The sequence below is a fragment of the Pseudoalteromonas sp. Ld20 genome, from assembly GCF_045064175.1.
Lineage (GTDB): Bacteria > Pseudomonadota > Gammaproteobacteria > Enterobacterales > Alteromonadaceae > Pseudoalteromonas > Pseudoalteromonas neustonica.
In genome coordinates this window covers 188,326-214,887 of record NZ_JBISHB010000030.1, presented here as the reverse complement: position 1 = coordinate 214,887, position 26,562 = coordinate 188,326, and the positions used below count along the sequence as shown (strand labels likewise).

The window sequence follows — 26,562 nt, the reverse complement described above, 5'->3', positions numbered from 1 at the left end:
TGACGGCTAAATTTTCAACAACTCAACCAGTCTCTCAATTTTACTATTATCGATCTCACCCATTTGTTCGCTGTTACTTAAGGCATAAATTGCGCCTTCGACAGCGCTGTGGTCTATGTCGGTTCTTGATTCAATAACATTGGCCCACAGCTCAAGATCGTCTAAATCTATCTCGCCGGCAAGGCATCGAGTGAGCACATCGAGTACGGCTTCGAGCGTTAATATGTAGGCTAGACTTTGATCATCTGCTAGTGATGAAACAATAATGCCGATGGCTTCGTCTTTGTGTTTACCAAAGGTGGTAAATTCTGCTAAGGCTTGTGCTCTGTTCATATGTGTTTATCTGTTATTCTATAGATGATAATTATTAAAGCTTAAATGAATATTGAATGACTACTTTAGCCTGTTCGCAATGCCAAGCTACTCTCACCTGCAATGTTGATAATATCAATGCCTGTTGGTGCAATGAGCTGCCTGCTATTTTACCGCTTGATAGCACAACCACCAGCTGTTTATGCCAAGTGTGTACTTTGGAAAAAATTAATACATTTTTAAACACGCTGTATCAGCGCCCCCTTAAAGAACAAGTCGCTTTTGCTAAGCCCTTTCAAAGTAATGCTAATTTAATTGAACGCCTCGATTATGAGATGCAAAACGGCTATATGGTATTCAGTCGTTGGTTTTTTTTAAAGCGCGGCAACTGCTGCAAAAACAACTGTAAAAATTGTCCGTACCGAAAACAGTAAATAGTTATTCAAATAATTTAAATAATATTGCAAATAACGCATGACTATCAGAATAAAAATACATTACAATTGGATATAAATTCACTAAGAATTTACTTAATTGCGCCTTACAAAGTGGTTTAGGCTACTTTTTAAGCATAAATATACTGTAACTTATTCGGAAAATGAACATGACTGCCTTTAGACCTGCATTACTTGCCTCTGCCGTTTCTGCCATTTTATTTAATAGCCAACCACTATCAGCCGCTGAATCAGCAATTCAAGCAGATAAAGCAATCGAAACTATTCAAGTAACTGCAACTCGTCGTGCGGGTTCAGTGCAAGAAGCCCCCCTTAATATTACCGCTCTTGATGGCGATGTGATCAAAGATCAAAACATTGGTGATCTTGAAGATATAGCGCGTTGGGTGCCCGGTTTAACTATTTCTGATCAAGGCGGGCGTGAAGGCTCACCGATTATTGTCCGCGGCTTAAATACCAATACCTCTGATCGTATTTCTGACGGCGGTACTGTTGCTACTTATGTGGGCGAAATTCCACTTAATATTGATTTACGTTTAACTGATGTTGATCGTGTTGAAGTACTTATTGGCCCGCAAGGCACTTTGTATGGTGCTGGTACATTAGGTGGCGCTATTCGTTACTTATTAAAGCAGCCTGAGCTTGATATTACAGAAGGCCAAGTAACCGGTGATATATTTGCATTAAATGAAAGTGACGGTACGGGCGGTGAGTTTGGCTTGGTATTCAATACGCCTTTAATTGAGGATGTGTTGGCTATTCGCGCCAGTGTAAATCATTACACTAACCCAGGTTATATCGATTATAACTACGTGGTGCAAAACCCCGGTGTATCAAACCCAAATCCAGATTTTACCAATCAGCAAGATGTAAACGCCAACTTACGCCGTGTTAGTGACGTAAATGATGAGCAAATCACTACTGGTCGTGTATCACTGCGTTGGCAAGCTAATGAAGCGGTTGAGGCTACGCTTAACTACTTTTATCAAAAGCAAGAAAACGGTGGCAATTCAACATCGCAATATAATTCACTAAGCGATACCAACCCATTACACGGTATGATTGGTCAATATGAAAATGCCGCGCGTATTCTTGAGCCGGGTGAAGAAGAAAACGATTTATTAAGTTTAGAGATCAAAGCTGATTTAAGCTTTGCTGAACTTGTGTCGGCATCAGGCTGGTCAAGCTATGAGCAATCTGGGCAACGTGACCAAACTGATTTGCTTTACGATATTTGGAGTGGTTATGCTGATTTCCCTGCGTTTGTAGCGCAAACTTTGGATACGTCAAAACGTGATAGTTTCACTCAAGAAATTCGTTTAGTGTCTAACTCTGATAGCGCTTTTAACTGGATTGTCGGTGGTTATTACAACAAACTTGAAACTCACTCAGACGATCGCGAATACACACCCGGTTTAACTGAGTTTTGGGGCGATGATATTCCTAATCTGCAACAAGATCTCGAGTATATTTTAGTCAGTGACTCTGAGATCACTGAACAAGCTTTATTTGGTGAGGTAGGGTATGCCTTTACCGAGCAATTTAACGTGACACTTGGCGCGCGTTTTTACGAGTATGATGTATCAACAACATCTGGCTCAGCAACACCGTTGTACTCAGGTGATTTTTCATCATTAGATCAACTTACAATGGTGAATACGAGCGCCAGTGATAACGGTAACTTATTTAAATTTAATGCTAATTACACATTTAATTCTGGTGTACTTGCTTATTTTACCGTAAGTGAAGGCTTTAGAATCGGCGGTGGTAACGGTATTGCACCTTGCCCAGATGTATTACCTGAACAGCAAATAGTCTGTGCTCTTCCAAATGAAATTGGTTATGAACCCGATACCACAGTAAACTATGAGCTAGGTTTTAAATCAAGCTGGTTTAAAAATCGCTTACACTTTAATGCGGCGCTATTTAACGTTGACTGGAAAGACGCACAAGTCGGGACTGCAACCGTAAATGGTCAAGAGCTAATCACCTCAAATGCAGCTACAGCTAACTCAAAGGGCGTGGAAATTTCATCTCGCGCAATGATTGCTGATAACTGGACTGCCTACGCCACTTATGCTTATGCAAAGGCACAGTTAACTGAAGATGCTCCTGAGTTATTAGGTGTACTGGACGATGAATACGCACAGTATCAAACATATTACGATGGCTCTGATGGCGACCGTTTACCAGGCGCGCCTGAGCACCAGTTTTCATTTGGCCTACGTTACGAGCAAGATGTACTCGATGATAAATTGCTAAGCATTAACTACGGTATGACCGCGCAAAGTAATGTAATCACTAAAGTCGGCCTAAAAGCTGATGGCGAAACACTTTCAGGTTATGCACTGAGTAACTTATCAGCCAAGTTAACCGGTAATATGTGGTCTGCGACACTGTATGTAGATAACTTATTCGATAAGTACGCGTTTACCTCGGTACGCCGTGATAAATCATGGGCTGGCATGACTAAGTATGAAGAGCAAAACAAAGAACTGCCTAAATTACAACGTGTGTATGGTCACTACACCACAACACCTCGTACTATTGGTATGAAGTTTACGTATAACTTTGAACTGTAATAACAGCTCTTTGTAAACTAAAAAAGCCTTGGTGTTTTACGCCAAGGCTTTTATGCTTATTACTATGCAATTAACATCCGTTCAAAAAAACCTACAACAACAAATTGAGCACGCTATTAACCATGGCAAGCTTAACGACGCGCATTTATTACTGGTCAGTAATATTAACAACACACCGAATGATCACTTTAGTTATTTTTTACTCGCGCAAATAAACATTGCTGCAAACGATAATAGCAAGGCACATAAACTACTCCATAAAGCGATTAGCATTGATCCAATGCCATTATACTTTGCTCACTTGGCAAAATTAGCGGTACTCAGTGGCAAGCTGTTAGATGCGCAACAAGCGATTAATAAAGCAGTAAAGCACACACAGTTTAATGCTATTGAGTGCGATTTAATTGCCAATGTACTAACTCGTTTAGGGCACTATCAACTCGCGTTAGAATGGCAACTGCAGGCTCATCAACATGCTCCTACAAATCCACAGATGAGCTATAACTTAGCTGTAGCGTATAAAATAATGGGGCAATTTAATGATGCAGTACAGCTACTGCATTCACTTATAAAACAACACCCGCAGCATTTTCAGGCTCACTATTCACTGGCCGAACTTAACGATAACCAACAGGCTAAGCAGCATTTACAACTGCTTTTAGGTTTAACCGAGTACGCTAAAACCCCGATACAGCAGCAATTTTTGCACCACGCAATTGCACTTAATTATGAACATTGCACTGATTATAAGCAGGCCTTTACTCACTTTAATACAAGTAAAAAACTTATCTATCAAAATGTTAAATATAACGCACAAGCCCATCGTGAATTTTGTAGGCAGCTTATCGCTTTAAGTGATGATCATAGGCCGCAAATAAATCACAACAATTTTGCACCATTGTTTATTGTGGGTATGCCGCGCTCCGGCACTACTTTGATGGAGAAAATAATAAACCAGTCAGCACACGTACAAGGGGTGGGTGAACTCAATGACATTGCCCAGCTTTGCCAAGGCAATAATACTCAGCTGTTAAATAGTAGCGTAATCAATGCCGTGTATAAAAATAGCGAACTAACAACACAATTGGCTCAATATCAACAGCGTATTACGCAACTAGTGGATCCACAGCTACGTAGCTGCGATAAACAGCCATTCAATTTTTATTATATTGATTTAATTTTAGCAGCCTTTCCTAGTGCTAAAATTATTTGTATGCAACGCGGGGAAAAAGACAGCTGTATTGCTAATTTTCGCCAACTTTATAATCCAGCAAGTCCCTTTCATCACTACAGCTATAACTTAAATAATATAAAGAACTTTTATGAAGACTGCGGTGATTTGATTGAGCACTTTACAAATAAATACCCTGATAATGTAATCACTATAAAGTACGAAGAACTCGTAACTAATCCGATTGCAAGCACGCAGCAGGTTTATGCATTTTGTGATTTAACGTGGCAAGAACAATGTTTAGATTTTTACAAACAACACAGCCCGTCAGCAACGGCAAGTAAAGTACAAGTACGCCAGCCTCTCAATAACAAAGCCATTGATTACTGGCAACACTACGGGTTTGCACTTTAACGTGCTGGGCAAGAGCCAGTTTCGATAGGCAACTCATCACGGCCGCCCCACTCACTCCATGAACCGTCGTATACATGTAAGTTTTCGTAGCCACATTCATCAGCAAACAATGCCAATATGCACGCTGTTACGCCCGACCCACAACTAAACTGTAAGATACTTTGGCCATCTATTACCGCCTCAAACGCCGCTTTTATTTGTGTCAGTGGCTTAGCTTCCCCGTCATTGAGTAATGCTGCAAACGGTAATGAACAACTATTAGGAATATGCCCACTGCGCATACCTTCGCGAGGCTCTGCCATTTCGCCAGTGAAACGCTTATAGCTTCGTGCATCAAGCAAAAGTACATCATCGTCATCAATACCATTAAACACGGCTGCTGTATCGATAAAGTACCCTACACGCGCTCTTGCTTTAAAATTACCCTTGTGGTGATTTTGGCTGTATTCAACTTGAGTGAGGTAACCGAGTGATTGCCATTTAGCTAAACCGCCACTGAGAACCTTAACGTTGTCAAAGCCCATTGCTTTAAACATCCACCAGCCACGCGCGGCACTAAATAGCCCGCCATCTTCATAAATAACAACAAGTGAATCATTATCAACACCCAGCAATTGCATTTGCTCGGTAAACTGCTCAGGGCTACACATAGTATGCGATAAGCCGCTGGATAAATCCGCTAACTGCCTTTTAAAATCAAAGCGCAAAGCATTGGGTAGCTTAGCGTGAGGCTGATATTGCCCAGGTAAACCAGGACGCACCATTCCTGCATCAAAAATAACGAGTTTAGGGTCGGTTAGATGTTCATTTAACCACGTGGCGGTTACTAAATTTTTCATACTTTATATGTTGCTGCCTACAATATTTACTGACAATATCAGCGGGTAATAATGCTAAAAATACAAACAAACCAAAAATAGGTTTATTTTTTTTGCTTTTTATTTTGTTCATATAACTTTGCTTCTTTCAAAAAAGCATAATGAGCGGTCATCATTGATTTTATAAACCCTCGATTACCAAACAGAAAAAATCGACAGAATATATACTCTTTAATAAATGTAATAGGAAAAACAAGCAATAATTTCAAAATAGAATAGCGCTTACCTTGTATAATTTTTTCTTTTGCTCTTAAGGTTGAGTAGGTATTATTTTTGGCTGTTAAGGTGTCGATATCGTTATAACCATAATGTAAAAAATACTCTTTAGCATAAAGCTCTTTACCTTCTACAGTGGCACTTTCATGAACCAATTTTTTGGCGTTAAAACATGCATCACTTTTTTTGTAGAACCTGACATTATTTGGCTTTTTAACCCAACCAGTTGGAAACTTATTAATAAAGCGATCAATACGTTTTAAACGCACTGCGGTATATTTATCTTCCTCCATAGCATTACATAAGACCTGTAATGCAGAAGGCGTTAGTTCTTCATCACCATCTAAATTCAAAACCCAATCAAAGCTACAATGTTCCATCGCTATTTGCTTTTGCTTCGCATAACCCTCCCACGGATGGTAAATTACCTTTGCACCTAGCTCTGTAGCTATCCCAACCGTGCCATCAGTACTGCCTGAATCAATAACAATAACTTCAGCACATTCGCTGACACTTTTAAGTGTATTTTCAATATGTTCAGCTTCATTCAATGTGACGATGAAAACACTGATTGGCGCTTTATTTTCTCTATTCTTTTTACTTTCCGACATATTTTTCACTTTAAAACTCTTTTGATAACCTAAACTAACAGCAATCGATAAAGCACTGTTTAAATTTCAATAATCTCAGCTCGTAATGGAGCCATTTTTGCTAACACTTTATTTTGCACTGTATGATTGATATTCAGTTCATTCATCGCATTAATAAGTAACTCAACAACATGATTGAAGTCAGTCTCATTAATATTCATACCAGTATGAATCGCGACCATGTCATCGCCGATGTACTCACAAGGCCCGTCAGTTAAAGCGCACAAGTGGTTAATAAACCCATCACGAAAATGCGTGATGTTTGCATCTTCAAAATAGTGAATTATTTTCTCATCGCGCGCAATCTGATTAATAAAGCTATCAATTAACCTTTCAATTCCTGCTTTACCATCTAGCTGCTGATACAACGTTGGACCACCAGTGGATTTACAGCCCCCCAGCATCAGCAATAACGCGACTATTATTAGTGTGCTTTTCATTACCAATACCCTGTTACTGATAAATACCAACCCGTTTGATCATCTGCGCCAGCTATACTGCCCAAGTCGAGCCAAGCAGCCGTAACGCTGACATACTTATTAGGCATCCAAGCGACAAATACATCACGCCAATCTTCTTCACCCAAACCTAAATTGTTTGATTTTTGGCGATATTCAATACCTACTGCAATATCACGGCTTAAGAAGATAGCCGTACTGCCTTCAAATAATAATTTTTGACGACTATTAGCGCCACCATAGCCAAGCAACCCCAACTGATTCGCTTCACTGTAGCGCGTAGTCATATTCCAAAACCAGTTGTAGCCCGCCAAAGCGCCTAAATGAAGCTTACTTGCTGCAAGGTAAATGTCTGTACCGCTTGTTTTTTCTGCGCCGACAAGTGTTGCTACGGCGCCATCGCGTAGTGATTTATGTTGCACGCCTAAACTTAATTGTGGCCATTGGCTATACACTATATCGCCGTATAAACGGATTTTAGCACCGGTGATTGACTGCTCTATTTTTGTGTTTAATGCTGGCACATCAAAGTGTTGCTCTGCATAACTGAATTCAACACGATTAAACAAATTGATCTGCGCACCACAAACATCAAGGGTATAATCACTTACGTCTGCGCGACTGCAAAACCCATTGATTGCAAACTCATCGTCTGTTGCATAACCTGCTAATTGCGCCCAAGGGACTAAACCTCCACCCGCACTACCTTCAACTTGCGATACGCCAGGCGTTGCTAATAATTTCCCTTGCCCTGCAAAGTTACTAAATGGTAATAAACAAGCAATAAATCCCAAAAAAAACTTAAGCATGCTCATTGTTATACTCTTTTAACCATTGTTCAAAAACATCCGCTTTTAAAGGTCGGCTCAAATAATACCCTTGCACATGATCGCATTTCATACATTTTAACAACTCAAGTGACCCTGCAGTTTCCACCCCTTCTGCAACAACTGAAAACCCTAACTGATGGCCAAGCGTGATCGTGGATTCTACAATAAATTGATCTTTTTCTGATTCATCAAGTTTTAAAATAAAGCACTTATCCAGTTTAAGCTCGTCGATAGGTAACATTTTCAAGCGCCCCAGCGATGTCTGTCCTACACCATAATCATCGAGTGAAATTTTCACCCCTATTGCTTTAAGATTTTCAAGCGCTTGAATGCCTTTCTCTTCATTTTCGATCATATCGCGCTCAGTCAGCTCTATTGTGATCAAGGCAGGCGCGACCGAATAATTTTTTAATGTGCTCACTAAATTAGAATGAAATCCAGGGTATGCAATATCTTGCGCTGAAACGTTAATTGCAGCTTGCATATAAATGCCATTTTTCTGCCATTGTTCAACCTGCTTAATCACCGTTTTTATAACCCACTCGGTCAGCTCGACTATCAAACCTGACTGCTCAGCTAAATCAATAAATAGCTCCGGCGAAATCCAACGGCCATCTTTTTGCTGCCAACGGATCAAAGATTCAACTTTATCAATTTTTTGTGAAGCAATATTTAATTTAGGCTGGTAAGTCATAAATAATTGGCCGTCGTCATCTGCGATAGCCTGCTTAAGCTCATCAATCATTACTAAGCGCTCTAGATGCTCCTCATCTTCACCCGCTTGATAATAATGAATACTCTCATGGGCATTTTCACCGTTATCAACAGCGATTAATACGCGACGGATTAAGTCATCCGCTTTTAGGCCTTGAGCAGGATATTGCACAACTCCGGTACTAAAACGCAGGTTAATTTTTAATTTCTGAATGGTGTAGCAAGCCTGTAACTGCGCCATTAAACCTACAATGTCATTTTTAAAGTTCTGGCTACCATCACTTGGAAATACAGTTAAAAACTCATCACCACCAATACGTGCATGCAAGCCACCAAACTCATCAGAAAACTCAGCTATACGACCTGCAACTGCTTTTAAGCAATCATCACCAATGCGGGGGCCTAACTTATCGTTGATATGACGCAAGCCGCGGATATCGATAGCCACCAGTGTATATTCACGGTCTTTATTTAACTGCTCATTGAGTACTTCTAGCATTGCTGAACGATTATAAAAGCCTGTAAGGGTATCATGTTTAGCTGCAAAACTAATTTGCTGCTCACGCTCTTGAATATCGTTACCCATGTTTTTAAATGCATCAATGAGTGTTGAAATTTCACTACTTTGCTTTTTACTCATCGCATCAACGCTATAATTACCGCGCGCAAATTGACGCGCTAAACTGGCCAACTGCGATAACGGCATAGTCAAATTTTTTGCAAGTAAGCTACTGGTGAAAATACCTATTACTATCGTAATTGCGGCCAAAAACATTAATGTAAAAAATAGTCGCTCAAATTCACTGTAGCTTTGTGTTAGATCAGCACTGAGCATCACATTCACTGAATGCTGGTTAAGTGACGGTAGAGAAAGATCGCGATTGCGATATACAAGCCGCTCGCCAAAAATACGTGAGGTGGTTTTTTTATGGAAGTACTCTGTTGGTATAAATGGAACTGGTCGCTCTAATAAGGAGCTTCGTACTAAATCATCTCCTTTGGCAATAAAACTAACATCTAAACCGGTTAAGTTTTTAAGCTCCAGCACAACACTTTCATCAATTTTAAAACCCACCAAGCTATATGCTACGGTGCGCGGCGCCTTAACGGGTAGTAAAATCACTTGGTAAAGCTCATTATTTAATACAACAAAATTAGACTGTTCTGAGTTGTTTAATAACTCACTCATTAACTGTACTAAATCATTGCTAAAATTCTGCTGCGGGGTATTTGATGAAATTAACTTACCCGATAAATCAAGTAGTAGCATTAAATCTGCATTAATACGCTGGCTGTGGTTATATAATACACTACTAATAGTATCAGCATCGCGAGTGGCTACTGCTTGTTTAAAACCAAAATCAGAGGTCAATACTTTTGCTGCGGTGAGCAATAAGCTTTGTTTAGCGCTTAAGTATTGCTTATAAACATTTTCAGCGACATTAATATCCTGTGTGACCTTTTTTTCATTAAATTCGCTGGTTGACCACCAAAAACTAAATAGGCTAACCATTGTTGTTAGCAGCACCAAGCCAACACATAAAATAATGATGCGATTTTTTAAGCTATTAGTCATTGCGACCCTTAAACTTATTACCAAACGTGTTGCGCGGTGCAGGATCTGCTGTTTGCAAGCTAAGTTGTATATTATTCGGTGTGTTTATCGCTAATGAAATAATTTTTTTCTCTTCAAGCGTCGCTTTTTGTAAAGGATTCCATGCGCTTAATTGAACAGGTAATGTCACATTTTTAAGTTCGATACGACCTTGTTCGTCACTTTGGTAAACATGCTTATTTTTTGACACATAGATATACCCAACCATTGAATCATGGATATTACAGCCTAAAACAACAATACCTTCATTATCAAATGTAATTGGCTTTTCAGGTTGTCCTGAATAAAGCTTTAATTGAAAGGGCTTTGTTGGTGAAAATGAATAAACATGATGGCGAATATTATCGCTATTAGGAAAATTAACTTGTTGACCTTGTTGGGCAATTAATAAAACCGGTGAAAATTGCTTATCCACTTGATCCATTTCAAGAATAGATAAATTATCTTGTGTCGTAACGCTGTTTGCATTTACATGCTCAACCACTGTATTGCTCAGAGGAGCGCCATACTGATCAACAAAATTAAGTGTTAGGTTAGCTGCAAATACGTTATTCGCAAATAAAAGCCCGGCAACACCTAATATGTATTTAGTGATTACTAGTTGCCATGTCATTTGGCGATTCCTTGTTTTATCATCACTAATATATACCTTGAGTTCGTTTTAACCTAAGTTAATTAAAGACAGGCCCTAAATGCAAGAATAAAAGCCCAATCACTATAAATTATAGCTAAATTTTGGGCTTTTGATTCTGTTAACTTGAAAACTAATGACTAAGAATGGGAAACCAGTCCGTATTGCTCATCCAGTATCGCAATGACTTCAGCGCGAGGATCGGCAGGAATAGTTATATCGTGACCTACAATTTTACTTGCAATACCAACATACGTGTCAGATACAGCTAACATAACTGATTCTGGTAACACATAATCTTTCGCTAGTTGTTCGCGCTCCGGCATGCGGTCTTTATTAAGTAGCACATCGCTATCTGGAACATTGTTGATTAATAATTGACGGAAACCTTCTTTCGAGTTTTCTACAATTTTACCATCACGGTACGCTGCTTCATCCCAAATACGTGACGAATCTGGCGTGCCCACTTCATCAATATATATAAGCTTATTTGTGCCATTTAAATCTTCAACATAACCAAACTCAAATTTTGTATCGACAAAAATTTGGTCCAGTTTTGCTAATTCGTCACTGATTAAGCTAAAGCCTTCAACTAATAGCTTTTCATATTTGGCTACATCTTCTGGCGATTTAAAGTTAAACACACCAAGGTTGTTAATAATATTTTCACGTGTGATGTTCACGTCATCGACTTCAGGTATGTCGGTAACACCAGTAATAATACCTTTTGTTGAAGGTGTAATTAATACCTCATCAAGCTTTTGATTTGCAACAAGCCCTTCTGGTAACTCTAAACCACAAAAGTTACGCACACCTTTACTGTAATCGCGCCACATGCTGCCAGTAATATATTGACGAGCAATGGCTTCCACTTTTACAGTGCTCGCTTTGCGTACTATCCAAATATATGGGTGCGGAATATCAACAATATGATTTCCTGCCAGACCAGCCTTATCAAATAATTTAAACCAATGAGATGCAACACTGTTCAAAGCAATGCCTTTACCAGGCACACCATTTAAACCATTTTCACCTTGCCAAATACAATCGAATGCAGAGATACGATCAGAAATAATCATAATAGCCAGCTCAGTACCTTTTGGCACTTGGTAGCCTTTTTCACTGATCAAACGCGCGCTATCTTCGTCTGTTAACCAATAAACTGAACGAACTTTACCACTGTGGACAGGACCTTTGGTACGCACTGGTAAATCATCGTTTACGTCTAAAACTTTATAGCTAGTCATGCTATCTCCGAGTATATGGCATGCTCTTAAAGAGCACGTGTATGGTATTGGGGTTATAAGGAGCTAATGATAATCGAGACCGCCTAAAATCACAATTAAAGCGCAATGCGATTTAACGCAGTTTAGTTTGAATTTTATTCTCTACGTTATAAGATAACATCAAAATTCAGCAGTAATTGAATAATAATGATTGATATAGAAGAATTAAGCTTTCAATGGCAACCACAGCAAAGCAAGCCCACCTTGGCCATCCCACGCCTTCAAATAGCCAAAGGCGAACATATTTTTTTACATGGCCCCAGTGGTTGCGGTAAATCAACGCTATTATCGTTGTTAGCGGGTATAAACCGACCAACAACTGGTAAGCTGAGTATTTTTGGTTGTGAGCTTAATAAGCTCAGTAATAGTAAACGTGATGCATTTAGGGCCGATCATATTGGCTATATTTTTCAGAATTTTAACTTGCTGCCTTATTTGTCACCTATTGATAATGTCACTCTTGGGTGCCAATTTTCAAAACAACGCCATCAAAAGGCATTAACCTGTAGTCCTTCCCTCCCACTTGAAGCTGCAAGGCTTTTAAATGCATTGGGGCTAGATAACCAATTCCACCAGCAAAATGTTGCTAATTTAAGTATTGGTCAACAACAGCGTGTTGCCGCTGCCCGTGCATTTATTGGCGCTCCTGAACTCATTATTGCCGACGAGCCAACCTCAGCTTTAGATACCAATAATCGCCAATCATTTATTGCGCTGCTTTTTGCGCAAGCTCAAGCCGTTAACAGCACCTTAGTATTTGTTAGTCACGATGAAAGCTTACAGCCACTGTTTAATCGTAGTATTGATTTAGTCGCATTGCAGGAGCAAATTTAATGATTTTAATAAAGCTTGCTCTTCGTAGTTTATACAATCGCCGCGCCAGTGCATTTTTAACCTTATTCACTATCGCAATTAGTGTAATGCTGTTACTAAGTATTGAACGTGTACGGGTAGACGCAAAAACCAGTTTTAGTAATACCATTTCGGGGACTGACTTAATCGTTGGTGCCCGTACAGGTGATATACAACTGTTACTTTCGTCTGTGTTTCGTATTGGTCACGCAAATAATAGCGTTAGCTGGTCAAGCTATGAATACATTAAACACCAACGCGGCGTGAAATGGACGATTCCAATGTCACTGGGTGATAGCCATAAAGGCCAAGCAGTGCTTGGTACATCTGCCGACTATTTTAAACATTATAAGTTTGCTAAAAAGCAACCACTGAGCTTTCGCGACGGCCACGCTTTTAATCATCTAAACGAAGTTGTTCTTGGCGCACAAGTTGCGCAAAAATTAGGGTACAAACTGGGCGACAGCATTATTATCTCCCACGGTATGGGTAATACCAGTTTTCATCACCATGATGATAACCCATTTACAGTGGTTGGAATTTTAAACGCCACTGGCACGCCGGTTGATAAAACATTACACATCCCATTAGCTGCCATTGAGTTAATTCATGGTGGCACTGGCGGCCACGCTGAGCATGAGCATGAGCATGAGCATGAGCATGAGCATGAGCAGCATAGTGATCTGATTGGTGAACCAAAACAAATTACCGCTTTTTTAATTGGCTTTGATTCCCCGCTATATACTTTGCAAGTAAGGCGTAACATAAACCAATTTAAAGCCGAGGCATTACTGGCAATCATGCCTGGCGTTACCTTACGTGAGTTATGGGAAATGCTCACAATTATAGAAAAAATCTTATTACTATTTTCGATGGTAGTGGTACTTGTGAGTTTACTTGGCATGCTAACAACCCTATTAGCGAGTCTCAATCAGCGTCGCCGTGAATTAGCAATTCTACGCTCTGTAGGCGCGCGTCCTTGGCATTTATTTACGCTGATCAGCATGGAATCGTTATTAACAACATTTTTAGGGTGCCTACTTGGGTGCGGCTTATTTTACATATTAATGTCTCTTGCTGCTGGTTACTTACAAGCGCATGCAGGTATTACAATCACTATAGCCATGCTTTCTAGCTATGAACTCATGTTGATAGGCGCTATTATGGCGGCCGGCTTTATCGTTGGTTTGATCCCAGCAACCCGCGCCTATTTTTACTCATTGTCAGATGGCATGAGCATTAAAATTTAAGAGGAACACCATGCAGTATTTTCGAAATTTCACGTTACTGTGCTTAGTTATTTTTAGTTTTTGCTACAGTTTCAATGGTCACGCGAACGCACCAAAAGAGATTTTTTGGGAAGATTTGATCCCTAAAGGCCATGTACAAATAGACACTCAAGATCAAGCAAGTCATGAAGGAAGTGAACAAAACTGGATCCAACCAGATCTTGATGCCCCTGTTGTAAAAGAGCTTAATGGTCAATCGGTTAGCTTACCGGGCTTTGTTGTGCCACTAGAGGGCGACAGCGAAATGATCACCGAATTTTTATTAGTACCCTATTTTGGTGCCTGTATCCATGTACCGCCACCGCCACCGAATCAAATTGTTCATGTAACCATTAAAGGCGGCGTGCCTATCGAAAGCTTGTACGATGCAATTGTGGTTACGGGTATTATTAGCACAGAAGGATGGAGTGGTGATATTGCCCAAGTAGGCTATAAAATTAAAGCCGTAGGCGTTGCACCATTTGAGCTATAAACTGTAAATACACAATTAAAACCGATGCCTAAACATCGGTTTTTTACACCTTATTTTTGGCAGTTGCTGCAATAAACGGTGCTACGTTGCCCTAATCGAATCTCAGTAAGCTCTTTTTCGCATTTCATGCATGGCTCACCTTTGCGGCCATAGACAAGTAATTGTTGTGCAAAATAACCCGGCTTACCATCACTTTGAGCAAAGTCTTTTAATGTCGTACCGCCTTGGGTAATTGCAGCTGCGAGAGTCTCTTTAATAATTGGGATCAATTGCTGATAACGTGCTAACGATACTTTACCCGCTTCACGTTTGGGGTGGATACCCGCTTTAAACAATGATTCGTTTGCATAAATATTACCAACCCCAACGACCACAGCATTATCCATAATGAACTGCTTAACGGGCACTTTTTTATTGCGAGAGTATTCATAGACTCGTTTTGCAGTGAACTCATCAGTTAACGGTTCAGGACCAAGTTTAGACAGTAGTTTATGAACCGTGTCTGGTGCTTGCCACAAACAACAACCAAATCGGCGCGGATCATTTAATCGCAGCGCCTTGTCATTACCAAAGATAAATTCAATATGATCATGCTTTTTTAGTGGCTCATTTTTATCTACAACCCGTAAGTTACCCGACATGCCTAAATGCAAAATCACGCTGCCGAGTTCACATATCAGCAGTAAGTACTTTGCCCTGCGCTCAACCGCGATCACAGATAAGTTAGTAATCTGATAAACATCATCAGGTACAGGCCAGCGCATATTCGGATTGTGAATATTCACTTTAGTGACTGTTTGCTGCAAAATATGAGGAGTGATCCCCATCCGACTAACCTCAACCTCTGGTAATTCAGGCATACTATTTAGACTCACTAATTGGAAAATTAAAGCTCACGAACAACCCCCGCGCTGTCACGCTATCTAGTAACATTACACGTTGTGTACTTTTATCTAATAAATAATACCCCTGCGGCGCTTTGTATAATTGATACAACCAAGGTAACTGCTCACCAGCAAGCCATATCGTAGCAACACTGAGCGGAACATTACTCTTTAATGACGTAGAGGCAGGCGCAAGCGGTAACTCACTTCCTTGCCATTTATTAATCAATTGTACAATATTGCTCTGAGTTGATTGCCATTGACTCTCTGGCGCATTTTTAAATAAAGCCTGACTGCGCCACGCAGTCCCGATACGCTCTATTTTTTGATCAGGAAACTCCAGCGCTAAAATAAAGCTTTGCGCAGGCAAGAGTGTTTGTATCCCTGATTCAACAGGAACACTATTAAGCTTTTTATGAAGGCCATTAAAAAAAAAGATCATCAATAACATAGAAAATATAAGAACATTATTCCACGCTTTGCGGCTGAGCTGCATTAGGGCACTCTTCTATGTAAATTCAAGTCGTTAAAGTGTAACCAAAAAGATTAAAAAAGGGCAGTCGAATTTTCTCTGCTTACCATAAACAAGTAACTTCAAAATACTTGCTTCAGTTAACCCAAGTACTAAAAGCGCTTTAGCAAAATATTGATTGCAAATAATAGTCAATCCTTCTTAAAAACGAATGTGTTTGGTGCTAACTAGCGCTTGATATTAGCTCCCTACAACATGCTAAATTGTGAACAATGAGGTTGTTTGGGTATATTATAAAAATTCACCAATGGGGATGTGTCAAAGCACAATTACTTTGTTAGAATATCGACAAATTTTAAGGAGCTCCGTCAATGTCAATGTATGTAGTGGGTCATAAAATCCCAGATTCTGATTCTATTTGTGGTGCAATTGCACTTGCTTATTTAAAAAACCAAATCGATGAGCCTGCAATTCCAACTCGTCTTGGTGATATTTCACCTGAAACACAATTTATCCTTGATAAATTTGGCTTTGAAGCACCAGAGCTAAAATTAAGCTATGCTGGTGAAGACGTTTACATCGTTGATCATACTGAAAAAACGCAAGCACCTGATGATATTGATCTAGCCCGCGTAGTTGGTGTTGTTGATCACCATAAATTAGGTGACCTAACTAGCTCAACACCACTTGAATGTTGGATCCGCCCAGTTGGTTGTTCGAACACCATCATTAAAATGATGTATGACTTTTACAATGTTGACATTCCAAAAGACATTGCAGGCATCATGTTATGTGCCATTTTAAGTGACACGGTTATTTTTAAATCGCCAACCTGCACCACTGCTGATATTAAATGTGTTGAAGCACTTGCTGAAATCGCCGGTATTGAAGACTTTAAAGAACTAGGCATGGATATGTTCCGTGTTAAATCAGCGGTTGAAAACACTCCTGCACGTGATTTAGTAATGCGTGACTTTAAAGACTTTAATATGAACGGCCAACTAGTGGGTATTGGCCAACTAGAAGTTATTGACCTTGCTGTATTTGATGATATTAAAGCAGACCTAGAAGCTGATATTGCCAAGCTGAAAGAAGAAGGCGGACGCCACTCGGTATTTTTACTGCTTACTGACATCATGAAAGAAGGTTCACAAATGCTAATCGTATCTGATGATGCGGGCATAGTAGAACGTGCTTACGGTGAAACACCTAAAGACGGTAAAGTATGGTTAGACGGCGTACTGAGTCGTAAAAAACAAGTAGTGCCACCATTACAAGATGAGTTTGCTAAGCTGTAAGCTGTAAGCTGTAAGCTGTAAGCTGTAAGCTGTAAGCTGTAAGCTGTAAGCTGTAAGCTGTAAGCTGTAAGCTGTAAGCTGTAAGCTGTAAGCTGTAAGCTGTAAGCTGTAAGCTGTAAATTCTAAAAACCGTTGTTATGTAAATAGCAACGGTTTTTTGTTGGCTGTAAGCCATTTATACAAATAAACCGAAGGAGTAAAAACTTCCATAATGCAGTTTTTTGATGCAGACAGAGAGGGTATTTTTTCATTGGGTTTCGCGCTGCTCAACCACAACCTACGTAGCCAATTTTAACGCCGTTCAGCTTAAAACTTACAGCTTAGTGCTCCTAGCTGCTCTTAACTGACGGCTAGTCTAAAACAAAAAACCCAGCCTAAGCTGGGTTTTTAATATTCATAAAAAACTAAAATTACTTGATTTTAGCTTCTTTGAAAAGAACATGTTTACGGATTTTTGGATCAAACTTTTTGATTTCCATTTTTTCCGGCATGTTACGCTTGTTCTTGTCGGTAGTGTAGAAAAAACCAGTACCAGCTGTAGAAACTAAACGGATCTTATCACGCATGACTCAGGTCCTTAAACTTTTACGCCGCGACCACGGATTTCTGTTAGAACCGTGTCGATGCCTTTTTTATCGATAATACGCATACCTTTAGTAGTAGTGCGTAATGTTACAAAACGTTTTTCACTTTCAACCCAAAAACGGTGTGTTTGTAGGTTAGGTAGGAAACGACGTCTAGTCGCGTTTCTCGCGTGTGAACGGTGATTACCAACCGCTGGACGCTTACCTGTAACTTGACATACTTTAGACATGTCTATATATCTCCAATAACTTCGCTCGAGCTTAATTTTCCCTTAGGCCATGTATTTTGTGCCCCAGGGATAAATCGAAGGGCGCTCTTTATACAGCTTATACAGGCAAAGATCAAGTAATTGATCTTATCCAACCAGCTCATGTGTAAATTTGATAGCGGCTAATTATAAAGATCGAATGCCCTTAGGGAAAGTAAAAACTGCATTTAAATTAAACTAATTTGCAAAACAGCACTAAACTGCTCATTTTTAACACGCTAGTAATCCGAAACCGCTTAAATCAACCCTCTTTGTGCAAAAGAAACACAATTATCACCACCAACAATGATGTGGTCTAAGATATTTATATCGACTAATTGCAGTGCTTGCTGCAATTTATTCGTAATAAGCTTATCAGCTTGACTTGGTTCAGCGATACCTGATGGGTGATTGTGTGCCAAAATAAGTGCTGCAGCATTATTTTTTAAGGCTGCTTTTAACACTTCCCGTGGATAAACAGATGCTGAATTAATTGTCCCATAAAAAAGCGTTTCTTCTTTTATTAAGCGATTTTGACTATCCAAGTACAACACCATAAATACTTCTTGCTGCAATCCTCGCAGCTCAAGCGTTAAATAGTCATACACAGATTGTGGCGAGTTAAATACTGCTTTTCGCTGGCATTGCTCCATCATGTAACGACGACTTAATTCTAATACAGCTTGTAACTGCACAAACTTAGCTGTGCCTAATCCTTTTTGTGCACAAAAATCATCAATCGATGCGTTAAATAAATTATGTAATGTTTGGTTTTGCGTCATAAGGTGCTGTGCTAACTCAACGACATTCATGCCCGGTAACCCTGTTCGCAAAAATATCGCAAGTAACTCGGCATCACTGAGCGACTTTGCCCCCTTAGCTAATAGCTTTTCTCGTGGTCGCTGATTACTCGGTAAAGAAGTGAGCTGCATTATTTCGTCCCTAAAATCTAATGTAGTCATTTAACTGTAATGCAAAAATAAAGTTTCGCCTCTAAAACGCTTAATAAAATTCAAAATTAAAAACTTCGTCCATTCGCCAAAGATTTGCTATCGTTAGCGCATATTGAAAAGAGCTTTATCAGCTTATGGCAACGTTTATGGCAGATTTAATGGCAAAGTTAGCAAATAAAAAAATTGTATTGGGGATCAGTGGTGGAATTGCCGCTTATAAGTGCGCAGAATTAGTAAGGCGCTTAAAAGATCACGGTTGTGAAATAAAAGTGGTGATGACTGAATCAGCCAAACACTTTATCACGCCACTTACCATGCAAGCCGTTAGTGGTGAGATTGTTTCTGATTCATTATTAGACCCATCTGCAGAAGCTGCAATGGGCCATATTGAGTTTGCTAAATGGGCTGATTTGATCTTAGTCGCACCAGCCACCAGCAATATAATTGCAAAAATGGCCGCTGGCATTGCGGATGACTTACTCACAACCTTGTTACTGGCAACACCTGCCAAGGTTGCGGTTGCCCCAGCGATGAATCAACAAATGTACGCCCACCCCGCTACTCAAGCTAATCTAGCTACATTAGCGCAGCGTAACGTGGCTATTTGGGGACCTGGTAAAGGTGAGCAAGCTTGTGGGGACGTAGGTGCTGGCCGTATGCTTGAACCACATGAACTTGTAACGCTATGCACACAACCTGCACAACCGCAGCTGTTAGCAGGTAAAACGATTACAATTACAGCTGGCCCAACTCGCGAACCACTTGACCCTGTACGCTTTATTTCAAACCACAGCTCAGGAAAGATGGGGTATGCACTTGCTCAAGCTGCACTATCGTTAGGCGCACACGTAAATTTAATTTCAGGGCCTGTCACAATAACGCCACCCGCCGGTGCTAACGTGATTCAAATACAAAGTGCACAGCAGCTATTGAATGAGTCTTTACTCTTAGCCCCTCTTTCTGATGTGTTTATAGGCTGCGCTGCTGTAGCTGACTATCGCGCTAGTGCTGTTGCAGATCAAAAAATGAAAAAGCAAGGTGACGAACTCATTCTCACCTTAGTTAAAAACCCTGATGTTATTGCTGCTATTGCAAACCTTACAGAAGGCCGTCCTTACACTGTTGGTTTTGCAGCCGAAACTCAAGATGTAGCGAATTATGCTAAAGGTAAACTCAGTAATAAAAACCTCGATATGATTTGTGCAAATGATGTGTCACAAGCAGGCCTTGGCTTTAATTCAGATCATAATGCACTGACTTTATTTTGGTTAACTGAGCAAAAAGAGTTAGCTATCGAGACAAAAAGTGCATTAGCCCTGAGCGTAATGACCGAGGTTGCTAAACGGTTGTAAAAAGGCTGGAAAGAAGCTGCATAAAACATTAACATGGCCTTAATCGCTTGTTCAAAAAATAACTGGCGAGTAGTCATTAAAGCTAAGTAAATTACTATAAAGAAAGGAATGTTCATGCCTGCGACAAAAAGAAGTAATCGCAAAGAGCAAATACTACAAGCACTCGCACAAATGTTAGAAACAAGCCCAGGACAACGCATCACCACAGCCAAATTAGCTGCTGAAGTGGGCGTATCTGAAGCAGCGCTATATCGTCATTTCCCGAGTAAAGCACGGATGTTTGAAGGCTTAATTGAATTTATTGAAGACACTTTACTGTCGCGTATAAACCTTATTCTTGAAAACGAAAAAGAAACGCAAAGCCGCGTTTATAATATTTTATTATTACTATTGGCTTTTGCAGAAAAGAATCCAGGTATCACACGTATTTTAACGGGTGATGCACTTCAAGGTGAGCAGGAACGTTTGCGTGAACGCGTGCAGAGCTTATTTGAAAAACTTGAAACTCAGCTTAAACAGGTTCTACGTGAACGTAAATTGCGTGAAGGCAAAACGTTTCAAAGTGACGAGCTAACAATCGCAAACTTTTTGCTTGCCTATATTGAAGGTAAAATGAACCAATTTGTGCGTAGTGATTTTAAAGCTAAACCCAGTGCACAATTTGAAAAACAATGGCTTGAGCTGCAAAAGATCTGGCTTTAGCTCCTAGCTCCTAGCTCCTAGCTCCTAAAATGATCAACCTTGCGAATCTCTTCGCAAGGTTTTGTTAGGTTCACCCCTCTTTTTAAGCCACTTATCGTATCTACTCGAATTGTTTAACAAAACCGCTATGATGGGGATGATCAAACAAAAAGAGAATCAATAATGAAAGCCCAACTTTCCCTACTAAGCATTGCCCTAGTTGCAAGCCTAAATAGCGTACCTGCCCACGCAAAAGACGCGCTACAATTTAAAGATGTATTCAATTTTAAAGCAGCTAAAACAACACAGTTATCAGAAGACGGTAAAGTGCTCAGCTTTAGTGCAACACCCTATCGCGGCAATGCAACAGGCCAAGTTTATACGTTAAACAACAATAAACTACTCGCCGAAGTTGAGCGCGGCACTAAACCTCAGATAAATAAAGTCGCCAACTGGGTGGCATTCACTCAAGTTCCGACTTTGCTAGCAAAAGAAACCACCAAAAAGAAAAGTACATTAAAAAATAATCTGGTATTGGTAAGTACTGCCACTGGTGAACAACAAACTTTTGATAACGTAAAAGACTATCAGCTCTCTGATGATGGAAAGTGGTTAGCATACCGTTTAGACCAAAAAACAGATAAAGACGATGATAGTAAAGATATTGATGATGCTAAAAATACCGATAAAACCAGTGAAATCAAACCAGATAAGAAAGATAAAGTATTTGATCTCATTGTTGTAAATTTAACAGATGCTACAACCCATACAATAAATAGTGTGTTTAGTTACGCTATTAATGCATCTGGCAGCGAGCTTATAGTCAGCCAAAGCTACCCAGATGGTAGCGATAATCAGGTGGCGTTAATTTCATTAAATAATACGTTTGAAACAAGTGTATTAATTGATGAACCAGGTGTTGTTGCAAATAAAATTGCTTGGCATCCAACTAAAAACATCGCCGTATTCACACTGGGTAATTATGTGAATGACGATATGCGCCGTCGCGACCATCAATTAAAATTATGGCAAAACGAACAGCTTACAGATATAACCTCACCTGAAAAAAATTGGACTATCGGCAAAACAGCAAAACTGAGCTGGTCTGAAGACGGTGAGCGCTTATACTTTGAAAATCACCCTAAGTTAGCAGCTAAAGTTAAAGACAAAAAATACACGGATCAAGCCTCACTTTTTGATTACGACACGATACGTGCGCAAAAAGGTCTTAATGTGTGGCATAACAATGACGCCGAAATAAAACCTCGCGAAGAACAACAGTGGAACGAAACCAATAAAAATAAGCATTACCAAGCGGTTTATCATCTTAATGGTAAGCGGGTCGCTCAGCTAAGCGACGTAGATATGCCCTATGTGGCACTAAAAACTAACAGTCGTAATGCGCTACTTGGTTCATCTAACTTACCTTACCTCAAACGTATTATGTATGGCGGTTTTTTTGCAGATTACTATGCTGTAGATGTGAATACCGGCGAACAAAAAGCAATCATAAAAGATTACCCGTTTAGACCTAGCTTATCGCCAAGCGGCGAGTTTGCTGTCTACTTTAATAACAGTCAAGTGCAACTTAAAGACTTAGGTAACAATAAGGTAAGCACCTTAACAAAAGCAATAAAAGCTGTTTTTGCTGATGATAAACATGATTACCCATCAGCCCAACCAGGCTACGGATTTGCTGGCTGGTTAGAAGATAGCAGCCAAGTACTTGTGTACAGTAAATATGACGTATGGGCGTTTGATGTCAACACCCTCAAAGCAACCCAACTTACGCAAGGTAAAGAGAGTAATACGCAATATCGCATTATTAAGCTTGATAAAGAGCAAGTAGGCTTTGCTAAAAACGACACTCTTCTAGTGAGTGCCACAGACCTTCAGAACAAGCAAACCGAGATTGCCAAACTTAACTTAACTGATAATTCAATTACTAAAGTTTTAACAGGCAATAAGCGCTTTGATGTAATTAAAAAAGCTAAAAATGCTGATAAATATTTGTTTACTGAGCAAACCTATCATCAGTTTCCTGATATTCATCAAACAAATTTTAGTTTCAAAAAACCACAGCGCGTCACTCACTTAAACCCACAAGTGGATAACTTTGCATGGGGCCAAAAACCAGAACTAATAAATTACAAAGGCTTTGATGGGGAAGACTTGCAAGGTGTGTTGATCAAACCTGCAGGCTACAAGAAAGGCGATAAAGTGCCTGTTGTTGTGTACTTTTATCGTTATATGAGTCAGCGTATGTTTGATTTTCCAAAAATGGAATTAAACCATCGCCCCAACTTTCCTATGTTTACCTCAAATGGTTATGCAGTATTTTTACCTGATATTCGCTTTGAAATAGGCCATCCTGGCAAATCATCAACACAAACGATGATCAACGCAACCCAAAAACTGATTGATTTAGGTATTGCCGACCCTGATAAAATTGGCCTGCAAGGTCATTCGTGGGCAGGCTACCAAAGTGCCTTTATGATCACCCAAACCGACATGTTCAAAGCGGTTGTATCGGGCGCACCTGTATCGAACATGACCAGCGCTTACAGTGGCATTCGATTAAAGTCAGGCCTTGCTCGTCAGTTTCAGTATGAAACAGGCCAAAGCCGTATCGGTAAAAATCTATTTGAAGCCCCTGAACTTTATATTGAAAATTCACCGGTATTTTTTGCAGATAAAGTAAATACACCTATTTTAATCATGTTTGGCGATAAAGATGATGCTGTACCATGGCATGAAGGTGTGCAGTATTACTTAGCGCTCCGTCGTGCAGGTAAAGATGCTACATTTTTACAATATGAAGGTGAACCACATCACTTAAAAAAATTCCCTAACCAAGTGGATTTCTCAATTCGTATGATGCAGTATTTTGATCATTACTTAAAAGGTAAACCAGCCGCTAAGTGGATGACCGAAGGCGAATCGTTTATTGAAGAGTAAGCTGAAGAATAAACTGAAGAATAAGTAGCGACTATTTACTCGTTCAAAACTAAAACGCCCAGCAAATGCTGGGCGTTTTGACGTGTGCTGTAAAGCTATCTAGCCCGCTGGCGGTTTCCACCCACTTTGGGTTTAGTATTGGCTTTTTTAAACTGACTAAACCCGGTATGACGGCTCAGTGCAGGACGCCCGCCTTTGCTTGCTTTAAGTGACTTTTCGTCACGCGTTTCTTCTGGCACTAAACAGTTAGGCCCTTTACCTATCAACTTAGCTTTACCCATGTTACGCAAAGCTTCGCGGATCATTGGCCAACCAGCAGGATCGTGGTAGCGCAGTATCGCTTTATGTAAACGACGTTGGCGCGCACCTTTTGGCACGGGTACTTGCTCAGTATTATTTTTAATATTACGTAGCGAGTTCATCTCAGTGTGATAAATAGTGGTTGCGTTTGCCATCGGTGATGGGTAAAAATTTTGCACTTGATCAAGTTTAAAATCATTTGATTTAAGCCACAGTGCCATGTTAACCATGTCTTCATCTTTTGTGCCCGGATGTGCGGAAATAAAGTACGGGATCAAATACTGCTTTTTACCCGCTTCTTTAGAGTACTTATCAAATAACTCTTTAAACTGATCATATGCGCCCATACCCGGCTTCATCATTTTAGATAATGGCCCGTCTTCAGTATGCTCTGGCGCTATTTTTAAGTAACCACCAACATGATGCGTTACTAACTCTTTTACATAACGTGGATCTTGTACAGCTAAATCGTAACGTACACCGGAGGCAATAAGGATTTTTTTCACCCCTTTTACTTCACGGGCTTTTTTGTATAAATCGATTGTAGGCGTGTGGTCAGTATCCATATGCTTACAAATATCTGGATACACGCACGATAAACGACGACAGGTACTCTCTGCTTTTTTACTCTTACAACGCAGTTTGTACATGTTTGCAGTAGGGCCACCTAAATCAGAAATAACCCCAGTAAAGCCAGGTACTTTGTCACGAATTTGTTCGATTTCTTCAATGATCGACTCTTGCGAGCGACTTTGAATGATCCGCCCCTCATGCTCTGTAATAGAGCAAAATGAACAACCACCAAAACAACCCCTCATGATATTGACCGATGTTTTGATCATGTCATAAGCAGGGATTTTTTCACTTCCATAGCGTGGATGAGGAATGCGCTGATAAGGTAAACCAAACACGGCATCCATTTCATGAGTTTCTAATGGATACGCTGGCGGATTAACCCAAATAGAACGCTCACCGTGGCGCTGAAACAATGCTCGGGCACAACCAGGGTTAGTTTCTTGGTGTAAAATACGCGATGCATGGGCATATAACGGCTTGTTAACGCTTACTTGTTCGAATGCTGGTAACTTAACATAGGTTTTTTCCCACGGCTTAGGGCGCGCTGGTTGAATGGTAATTGGCTTAGCAGCTTCCGCTTTTAAATCGATGCCTGCTTGTTTAAATTCACTTTTACCACAACCAACATCATCTGCGCCGTACGGATTAGGGATCGGATCAATCTTGCCTATTTTATCAATTGCCGTTGAATCACTACCACGCCAACCCGGAAGCGGCTCTTTACGTATAACTGCAGTACCACGAATATCTTGAATCGTATCCATTGTTTCGCCTGCCGCTATGCGGTGCGCAACTTCAACTAAAGGACGTTCAGCATTACCATAAATAAGAATGTCAGCTTTGGCATCAAACAAAATACTACGTCGTACTTTTTCTTGCCAATAATCATAATGAGCAATACGACGAAGGCTGGCTTCGATACCACCAATAACGATAGGAATGCCTTTATAGGCTTCGCGGCATTTTTGAGAATAGATCATAACTGCGCGATCTGGGCGCTTACCACCAATATTACCTGGCGTGTAAGCATCATCATGGCGCATACGCTTTTCAGCTGTGTAACGGTTGATCATCGAATCCATGTTACCGGCTGTCACACCAAAAAATAGATTCGGTCTGCCAAGCTCCATAAAGGCATCTTTTGACTGCCAATCAGGCTGGGCAATAATACCCACTCGAAAGCCTTGTGCTTCAAGTACTCGACCAATCACTGCCATACCAAAACTAGGATGATCAACGTAAGCATCGCCACTAATTATGATTATATCGCAGCTATCCCAGCCAAGTGCATCCATCTCTTTGCGTGTAGTTGGTAAAAATGGTGCTGTGCCATAACACTCGGCCCAATATTTTGGGTATGAGAATAAGGCTCGTTTGGCTTTAAGTGCGCTCATGAATTAATGACCAATTGCTTTAAAAAAGGTCGCAAAG

25 protein-coding genes are annotated in these 26,562 nt (G+C 40.2%); 10 read left to right on the top strand and 15 right to left on the bottom strand.

Going from position 1 to position 26,562, the window contains the following annotated elements; genetic code table 11:
* Positions 1-6 precede the first annotated feature (6 nt).
* Positions 7-333 carry a hypothetical protein gene (locus ACJJVX_RS06740; RefSeq protein WP_405630721.1) on the bottom strand — a complete coding sequence of 109 codons (327 nt, stop codon included), beginning with the start codon at positions 331-333 and terminating at the stop codon, positions 7-9.
* Positions 334-389: 56 nt separating this feature from the next.
* Here ACJJVX_RS06740 and ACJJVX_RS06735 point away from each other — a divergent pair, with 56 nt between their 5' ends.
* The 3 genes from ACJJVX_RS06735 (at position 390) to ACJJVX_RS06725 (ending at position 4,934) form a co-directional block, all read left to right on the top strand.
* A complete protein-coding gene (locus tag ACJJVX_RS06735) occupies positions 390-746 on the top strand; it encodes a DUF5522 domain-containing protein (RefSeq protein WP_054203029.1) in 357 nt (118 codons plus the stop codon).
* 170 nt (positions 747-916) lie between these two features.
* Positions 917-3,349, top strand: a complete 2,433-nt coding sequence (locus tag ACJJVX_RS06730) for a TonB-dependent receptor (protein ID WP_405630719.1) — start codon at positions 917-919, stop codon at positions 3,347-3,349.
* A gap of 52 nt (positions 3,350-3,401) precedes the next feature.
* Positions 3,402-4,934, top strand: a complete 1,533-nt coding sequence (locus tag ACJJVX_RS06725) for a tetratricopeptide repeat-containing sulfotransferase family protein (RefSeq protein ID WP_405630716.1) — start codon at positions 3,402-3,404, stop codon at positions 4,932-4,934.
* Here the strand turns inward: ACJJVX_RS06725 and ACJJVX_RS06720 are convergent.
* The 7 genes from ACJJVX_RS06720 to ACJJVX_RS06690 form a co-directional block, all read right to left on the bottom strand.
* Positions 4,931-5,773, bottom strand: coding sequence for a sulfurtransferase (locus tag ACJJVX_RS06720; RefSeq protein WP_405630714.1), 843 nt, complete (start codon positions 5,771-5,773; stop codon positions 4,931-4,933). The genes ACJJVX_RS06725 and ACJJVX_RS06720 overlap by 4 nt on opposite strands.
* Before the next feature lie 83 nt (positions 5,774-5,856).
* Complete coding sequence (locus ACJJVX_RS06715) at positions 5,857-6,639, bottom strand: glycosyltransferase family 2 protein (RefSeq protein ID WP_405630711.1); 783 nt, start codon at positions 6,637-6,639, stop codon at positions 5,857-5,859.
* 59 nt (positions 6,640-6,698) lie between these two features.
* Positions 6,699-7,118: a group 1 truncated hemoglobin gene (locus ACJJVX_RS06710; protein WP_054203024.1), complete on the bottom strand. Its 420-nt coding sequence runs from the start codon at positions 7,116-7,118 to the stop codon at positions 6,699-6,701.
* Positions 7,118-7,945 carry a DUF3034 family protein gene (locus tag ACJJVX_RS06705; RefSeq protein WP_099458990.1) on the bottom strand — a complete coding sequence of 276 codons (828 nt, stop codon included), beginning with the start codon at positions 7,943-7,945 and terminating at the stop codon, positions 7,118-7,120. Before ACJJVX_RS06705 ends, ACJJVX_RS06710 begins: the two co-directional genes overlap by 1 nt.
* On the bottom strand, positions 7,938-10,256 hold the full coding sequence (locus ACJJVX_RS06700) for an EAL domain-containing protein (RefSeq protein ID WP_405630708.1): 2,319 nt from the start codon (positions 10,254-10,256) through the stop codon (positions 7,938-7,940). Before ACJJVX_RS06700 ends, ACJJVX_RS06705 begins: the two co-directional genes overlap by 8 nt.
* Positions 10,249-10,908, bottom strand: coding sequence for a methylamine utilization protein (locus ACJJVX_RS06695; protein WP_054455887.1), 660 nt, complete (start codon positions 10,906-10,908; stop codon positions 10,249-10,251). Before ACJJVX_RS06695 ends, ACJJVX_RS06700 begins: the two co-directional genes overlap by 8 nt.
* Before the next feature lie 158 nt (positions 10,909-11,066).
* On the bottom strand, positions 11,067-12,173 hold the full coding sequence (locus tag ACJJVX_RS06690; RefSeq protein ID WP_054203020.1) for a phosphoribosylaminoimidazolesuccinocarboxamide synthase: 1,107 nt from the start codon (positions 12,171-12,173) through the stop codon (positions 11,067-11,069).
* Positions 12,174-12,359: 186 nt separating this feature from the next.
* Here ACJJVX_RS06690 and ACJJVX_RS06685 point away from each other — a divergent pair, with 186 nt between their 5' ends.
* The 3 genes from ACJJVX_RS06685 to ACJJVX_RS06675 are packed head-to-tail and all read left to right on the top strand — an operon-like array spanning position 12,360 to position 14,825.
* Entirely contained in the window at positions 12,360-13,046 is a 687-nt protein-coding gene (locus tag ACJJVX_RS06685) for an ABC transporter ATP-binding protein (RefSeq protein WP_054455885.1), read from the top strand.
* Entirely contained in the window at positions 13,046-14,314 is a 1,269-nt protein-coding gene (locus ACJJVX_RS06680) for an ABC transporter permease (RefSeq protein WP_064435820.1), read from the top strand. Before ACJJVX_RS06685 ends, ACJJVX_RS06680 begins: the two co-directional genes overlap by 1 nt.
* A 10-nt stretch (positions 14,315-14,324) precedes the next feature.
* On the top strand, positions 14,325-14,825 hold the full coding sequence (locus tag ACJJVX_RS06675) for a DUF3299 domain-containing protein (RefSeq protein ID WP_405630704.1): 501 nt from the start codon (positions 14,325-14,327) through the stop codon (positions 14,823-14,825).
* Between the two features lie 50 nt (positions 14,826-14,875).
* Here ACJJVX_RS06675 and mutM read toward each other — a convergent pair whose 3' ends face one another.
* Positions 14,876-15,685 carry a bifunctional DNA-formamidopyrimidine glycosylase/DNA-(apurinic or apyrimidinic site) lyase gene (gene mutM, locus ACJJVX_RS06670; RefSeq protein ID WP_054203016.1) on the bottom strand — a complete coding sequence of 270 codons (810 nt, stop codon included), beginning with the start codon at positions 15,683-15,685 and terminating at the stop codon, positions 14,876-14,878.
* Position 15,686: 1 nt separating this feature from the next.
* On the bottom strand, positions 15,687-16,205 hold the full coding sequence (locus tag ACJJVX_RS06665) for a hypothetical protein (protein WP_054203015.1): 519 nt from the start codon (positions 16,203-16,205) through the stop codon (positions 15,687-15,689).
* Between the two features lie 347 nt (positions 16,206-16,552).
* Here ACJJVX_RS06665 and ACJJVX_RS06660 point away from each other — a divergent pair, with 347 nt between their 5' ends.
* Positions 16,553-17,479, top strand: a complete 927-nt coding sequence (locus ACJJVX_RS06660; protein ID WP_054203014.1) for a manganese-dependent inorganic pyrophosphatase — start codon at positions 16,553-16,555, stop codon at positions 17,477-17,479.
* Here ACJJVX_RS06660 and ACJJVX_RS06655 read toward each other — a convergent pair.
* The 4 genes from ACJJVX_RS06655 to radC form a co-directional block, all read right to left on the bottom strand.
* A complete protein-coding gene (locus ACJJVX_RS06655; protein WP_405630701.1) occupies positions 17,469-17,654 on the bottom strand; it encodes a hypothetical protein in 186 nt (61 codons plus the stop codon). The genes ACJJVX_RS06660 and ACJJVX_RS06655 overlap by 11 nt on opposite strands.
* 235 nt (positions 17,655-17,889) lie before the next feature.
* Positions 17,890-18,045, bottom strand: coding sequence for a 50S ribosomal protein L33 (gene rpmG / locus ACJJVX_RS06650; RefSeq protein WP_004335545.1), 156 nt, complete (start codon positions 18,043-18,045; stop codon positions 17,890-17,892).
* Positions 18,046-18,056: 11 nt separating this feature from the next.
* Positions 18,057-18,293: a 50S ribosomal protein L28 gene (gene rpmB / locus ACJJVX_RS06645; RefSeq protein ID WP_054203012.1), complete on the bottom strand. Its 237-nt coding sequence runs from the start codon at positions 18,291-18,293 to the stop codon at positions 18,057-18,059.
* 275 nt (positions 18,294-18,568) lie between these two features.
* Complete coding sequence (gene radC, locus ACJJVX_RS06640; RefSeq protein WP_054203011.1) at positions 18,569-19,243, bottom strand: DNA repair protein RadC; 675 nt, start codon at positions 19,241-19,243, stop codon at positions 18,569-18,571.
* Between the two features lie 179 nt (positions 19,244-19,422).
* Here radC and coaBC point away from each other — a divergent pair, with 179 nt between their 5' ends.
* The 3 genes from coaBC (at position 19,423) to ACJJVX_RS06625 (ending at position 24,255) form a co-directional block, all read left to right on the top strand.
* A complete protein-coding gene (gene coaBC, locus ACJJVX_RS06635; protein WP_170174188.1) occupies positions 19,423-20,616 on the top strand; it encodes a bifunctional phosphopantothenoylcysteine decarboxylase/phosphopantothenate--cysteine ligase CoaBC in 1,194 nt (397 codons plus the stop codon).
* Between the two features lie 114 nt (positions 20,617-20,730).
* A complete protein-coding gene (gene slmA, locus ACJJVX_RS06630) occupies positions 20,731-21,318 on the top strand; it encodes a nucleoid occlusion factor SlmA (protein ID WP_054203010.1) in 588 nt (195 codons plus the stop codon).
* Positions 21,319-21,480: 162 nt separating this feature from the next.
* Positions 21,481-24,255 carry a prolyl oligopeptidase family serine peptidase gene (locus tag ACJJVX_RS06625; protein WP_405630698.1) on the top strand — a complete coding sequence of 925 codons (2,775 nt, stop codon included), beginning with the start codon at positions 21,481-21,483 and terminating at the stop codon, positions 24,253-24,255.
* A gap of 95 nt (positions 24,256-24,350) precedes the next feature.
* Here the strand turns inward: ACJJVX_RS06625 and ACJJVX_RS06620 are convergent, their stop codons facing one another.
* Positions 24,351-26,525, bottom strand: a complete 2,175-nt coding sequence (locus ACJJVX_RS06620; protein WP_054203008.1) for a YgiQ family radical SAM protein — start codon at positions 26,523-26,525, stop codon at positions 24,351-24,353.
* Between the last annotated feature and the right edge of the window lie 37 nt (positions 26,526-26,562).

Bases quoted from the DNA above. Each gene is read 5' to 3' on its own strand.
- ACJJVX_RS06740 (WP_405630721.1), bottom strand. From the start codon at position 333: ATGAACAGAGCACAAGCCTTAGCAGAATTTACCACCTTTGGTAAACAC.
- ACJJVX_RS06735 (WP_054203029.1), top strand. From the start codon at position 390: ATGACTACTTTAGCCTGTTCGCAATGCCAAGCTACTCTCACCTGCAAT.
- ACJJVX_RS06730 (WP_405630719.1), top strand. From the start codon at position 917: ATGACTGCCTTTAGACCTGCATTACTTGCCTCTGCCGTTTCTGCCATT.
- ACJJVX_RS06725 (WP_405630716.1), top strand. From the start codon at position 3,402: ATGCTTATTACTATGCAATTAACATCCGTTCAAAAAAACCTACAACAA.
- ACJJVX_RS06720 (WP_405630714.1), bottom strand. From the start codon at position 5,773: ATGAAAAATTTAGTAACCGCCACGTGGTTAAATGAACATCTAACCGAC.
- ACJJVX_RS06715 (WP_405630711.1), bottom strand. From the start codon at position 6,639: ATGTCGGAAAGTAAAAAGAATAGAGAAAATAAAGCGCCAATCAGTGTT.
- ACJJVX_RS06710 (WP_054203024.1), bottom strand. From the start codon at position 7,118: ATGAAAAGCACACTAATAATAGTCGCGTTATTGCTGATGCTGGGGGGC.
- ACJJVX_RS06705 (WP_099458990.1), bottom strand. From the start codon at position 7,945: ATGCTTAAGTTTTTTTTGGGATTTATTGCTTGTTTATTACCATTTAGT.
- ACJJVX_RS06700 (WP_405630708.1), bottom strand. From the start codon at position 10,256: ATGACTAATAGCTTAAAAAATCGCATCATTATTTTATGTGTTGGCTTG.
- ACJJVX_RS06695 (WP_054455887.1), bottom strand. From the start codon at position 10,908: ATGACATGGCAACTAGTAATCACTAAATACATATTAGGTGTTGCCGGG.
- ACJJVX_RS06690 (WP_054203020.1), bottom strand. From the start codon at position 12,173: ATGACTAGCTATAAAGTTTTAGACGTAAACGATGATTTACCAGTGCGT.
- ACJJVX_RS06685 (WP_054455885.1), top strand. From the start codon at position 12,360: ATGATTGATATAGAAGAATTAAGCTTTCAATGGCAACCACAGCAAAGC.
- ACJJVX_RS06680 (WP_064435820.1), top strand. From the start codon at position 13,046: ATGATTTTAATAAAGCTTGCTCTTCGTAGTTTATACAATCGCCGCGCC.
- ACJJVX_RS06675 (WP_405630704.1), top strand. From the start codon at position 14,325: ATGCAGTATTTTCGAAATTTCACGTTACTGTGCTTAGTTATTTTTAGT.
- mutM (WP_054203016.1), bottom strand. From the start codon at position 15,685: ATGCCTGAATTACCAGAGGTTGAGGTTAGTCGGATGGGGATCACTCCT.
- ACJJVX_RS06665 (WP_054203015.1), bottom strand. From the start codon at position 16,205: ATGCAGCTCAGCCGCAAAGCGTGGAATAATGTTCTTATATTTTCTATG.
- ACJJVX_RS06660 (WP_054203014.1), top strand. From the start codon at position 16,553: ATGTCAATGTATGTAGTGGGTCATAAAATCCCAGATTCTGATTCTATT.
- ACJJVX_RS06655 (WP_405630701.1), bottom strand. From the start codon at position 17,654: ATGGCTTACAGCCAACAAAAAACCGTTGCTATTTACATAACAACGGTT.
- rpmG (WP_004335545.1), bottom strand. From the start codon at position 18,045: ATGCGTGATAAGATCCGTTTAGTTTCTACAGCTGGTACTGGTTTTTTC.
- rpmB (WP_054203012.1), bottom strand. From the start codon at position 18,293: ATGTCTAAAGTATGTCAAGTTACAGGTAAGCGTCCAGCGGTTGGTAAT.
- radC (WP_054203011.1), bottom strand. From the start codon at position 19,243: ATGCAGCTCACTTCTTTACCGAGTAATCAGCGACCACGAGAAAAGCTA.
- coaBC (WP_170174188.1), top strand. From the start codon at position 19,423: ATGGCAAAGTTAGCAAATAAAAAAATTGTATTGGGGATCAGTGGTGGA.
- slmA (WP_054203010.1), top strand. From the start codon at position 20,731: ATGCCTGCGACAAAAAGAAGTAATCGCAAAGAGCAAATACTACAAGCA.
- ACJJVX_RS06625 (WP_405630698.1), top strand. From the start codon at position 21,481: ATGAAAGCCCAACTTTCCCTACTAAGCATTGCCCTAGTTGCAAGCCTA.
- ACJJVX_RS06620 (WP_054203008.1), bottom strand. From the start codon at position 26,525: ATGAGCGCACTTAAAGCCAAACGAGCCTTATTCTCATACCCAAAATAT.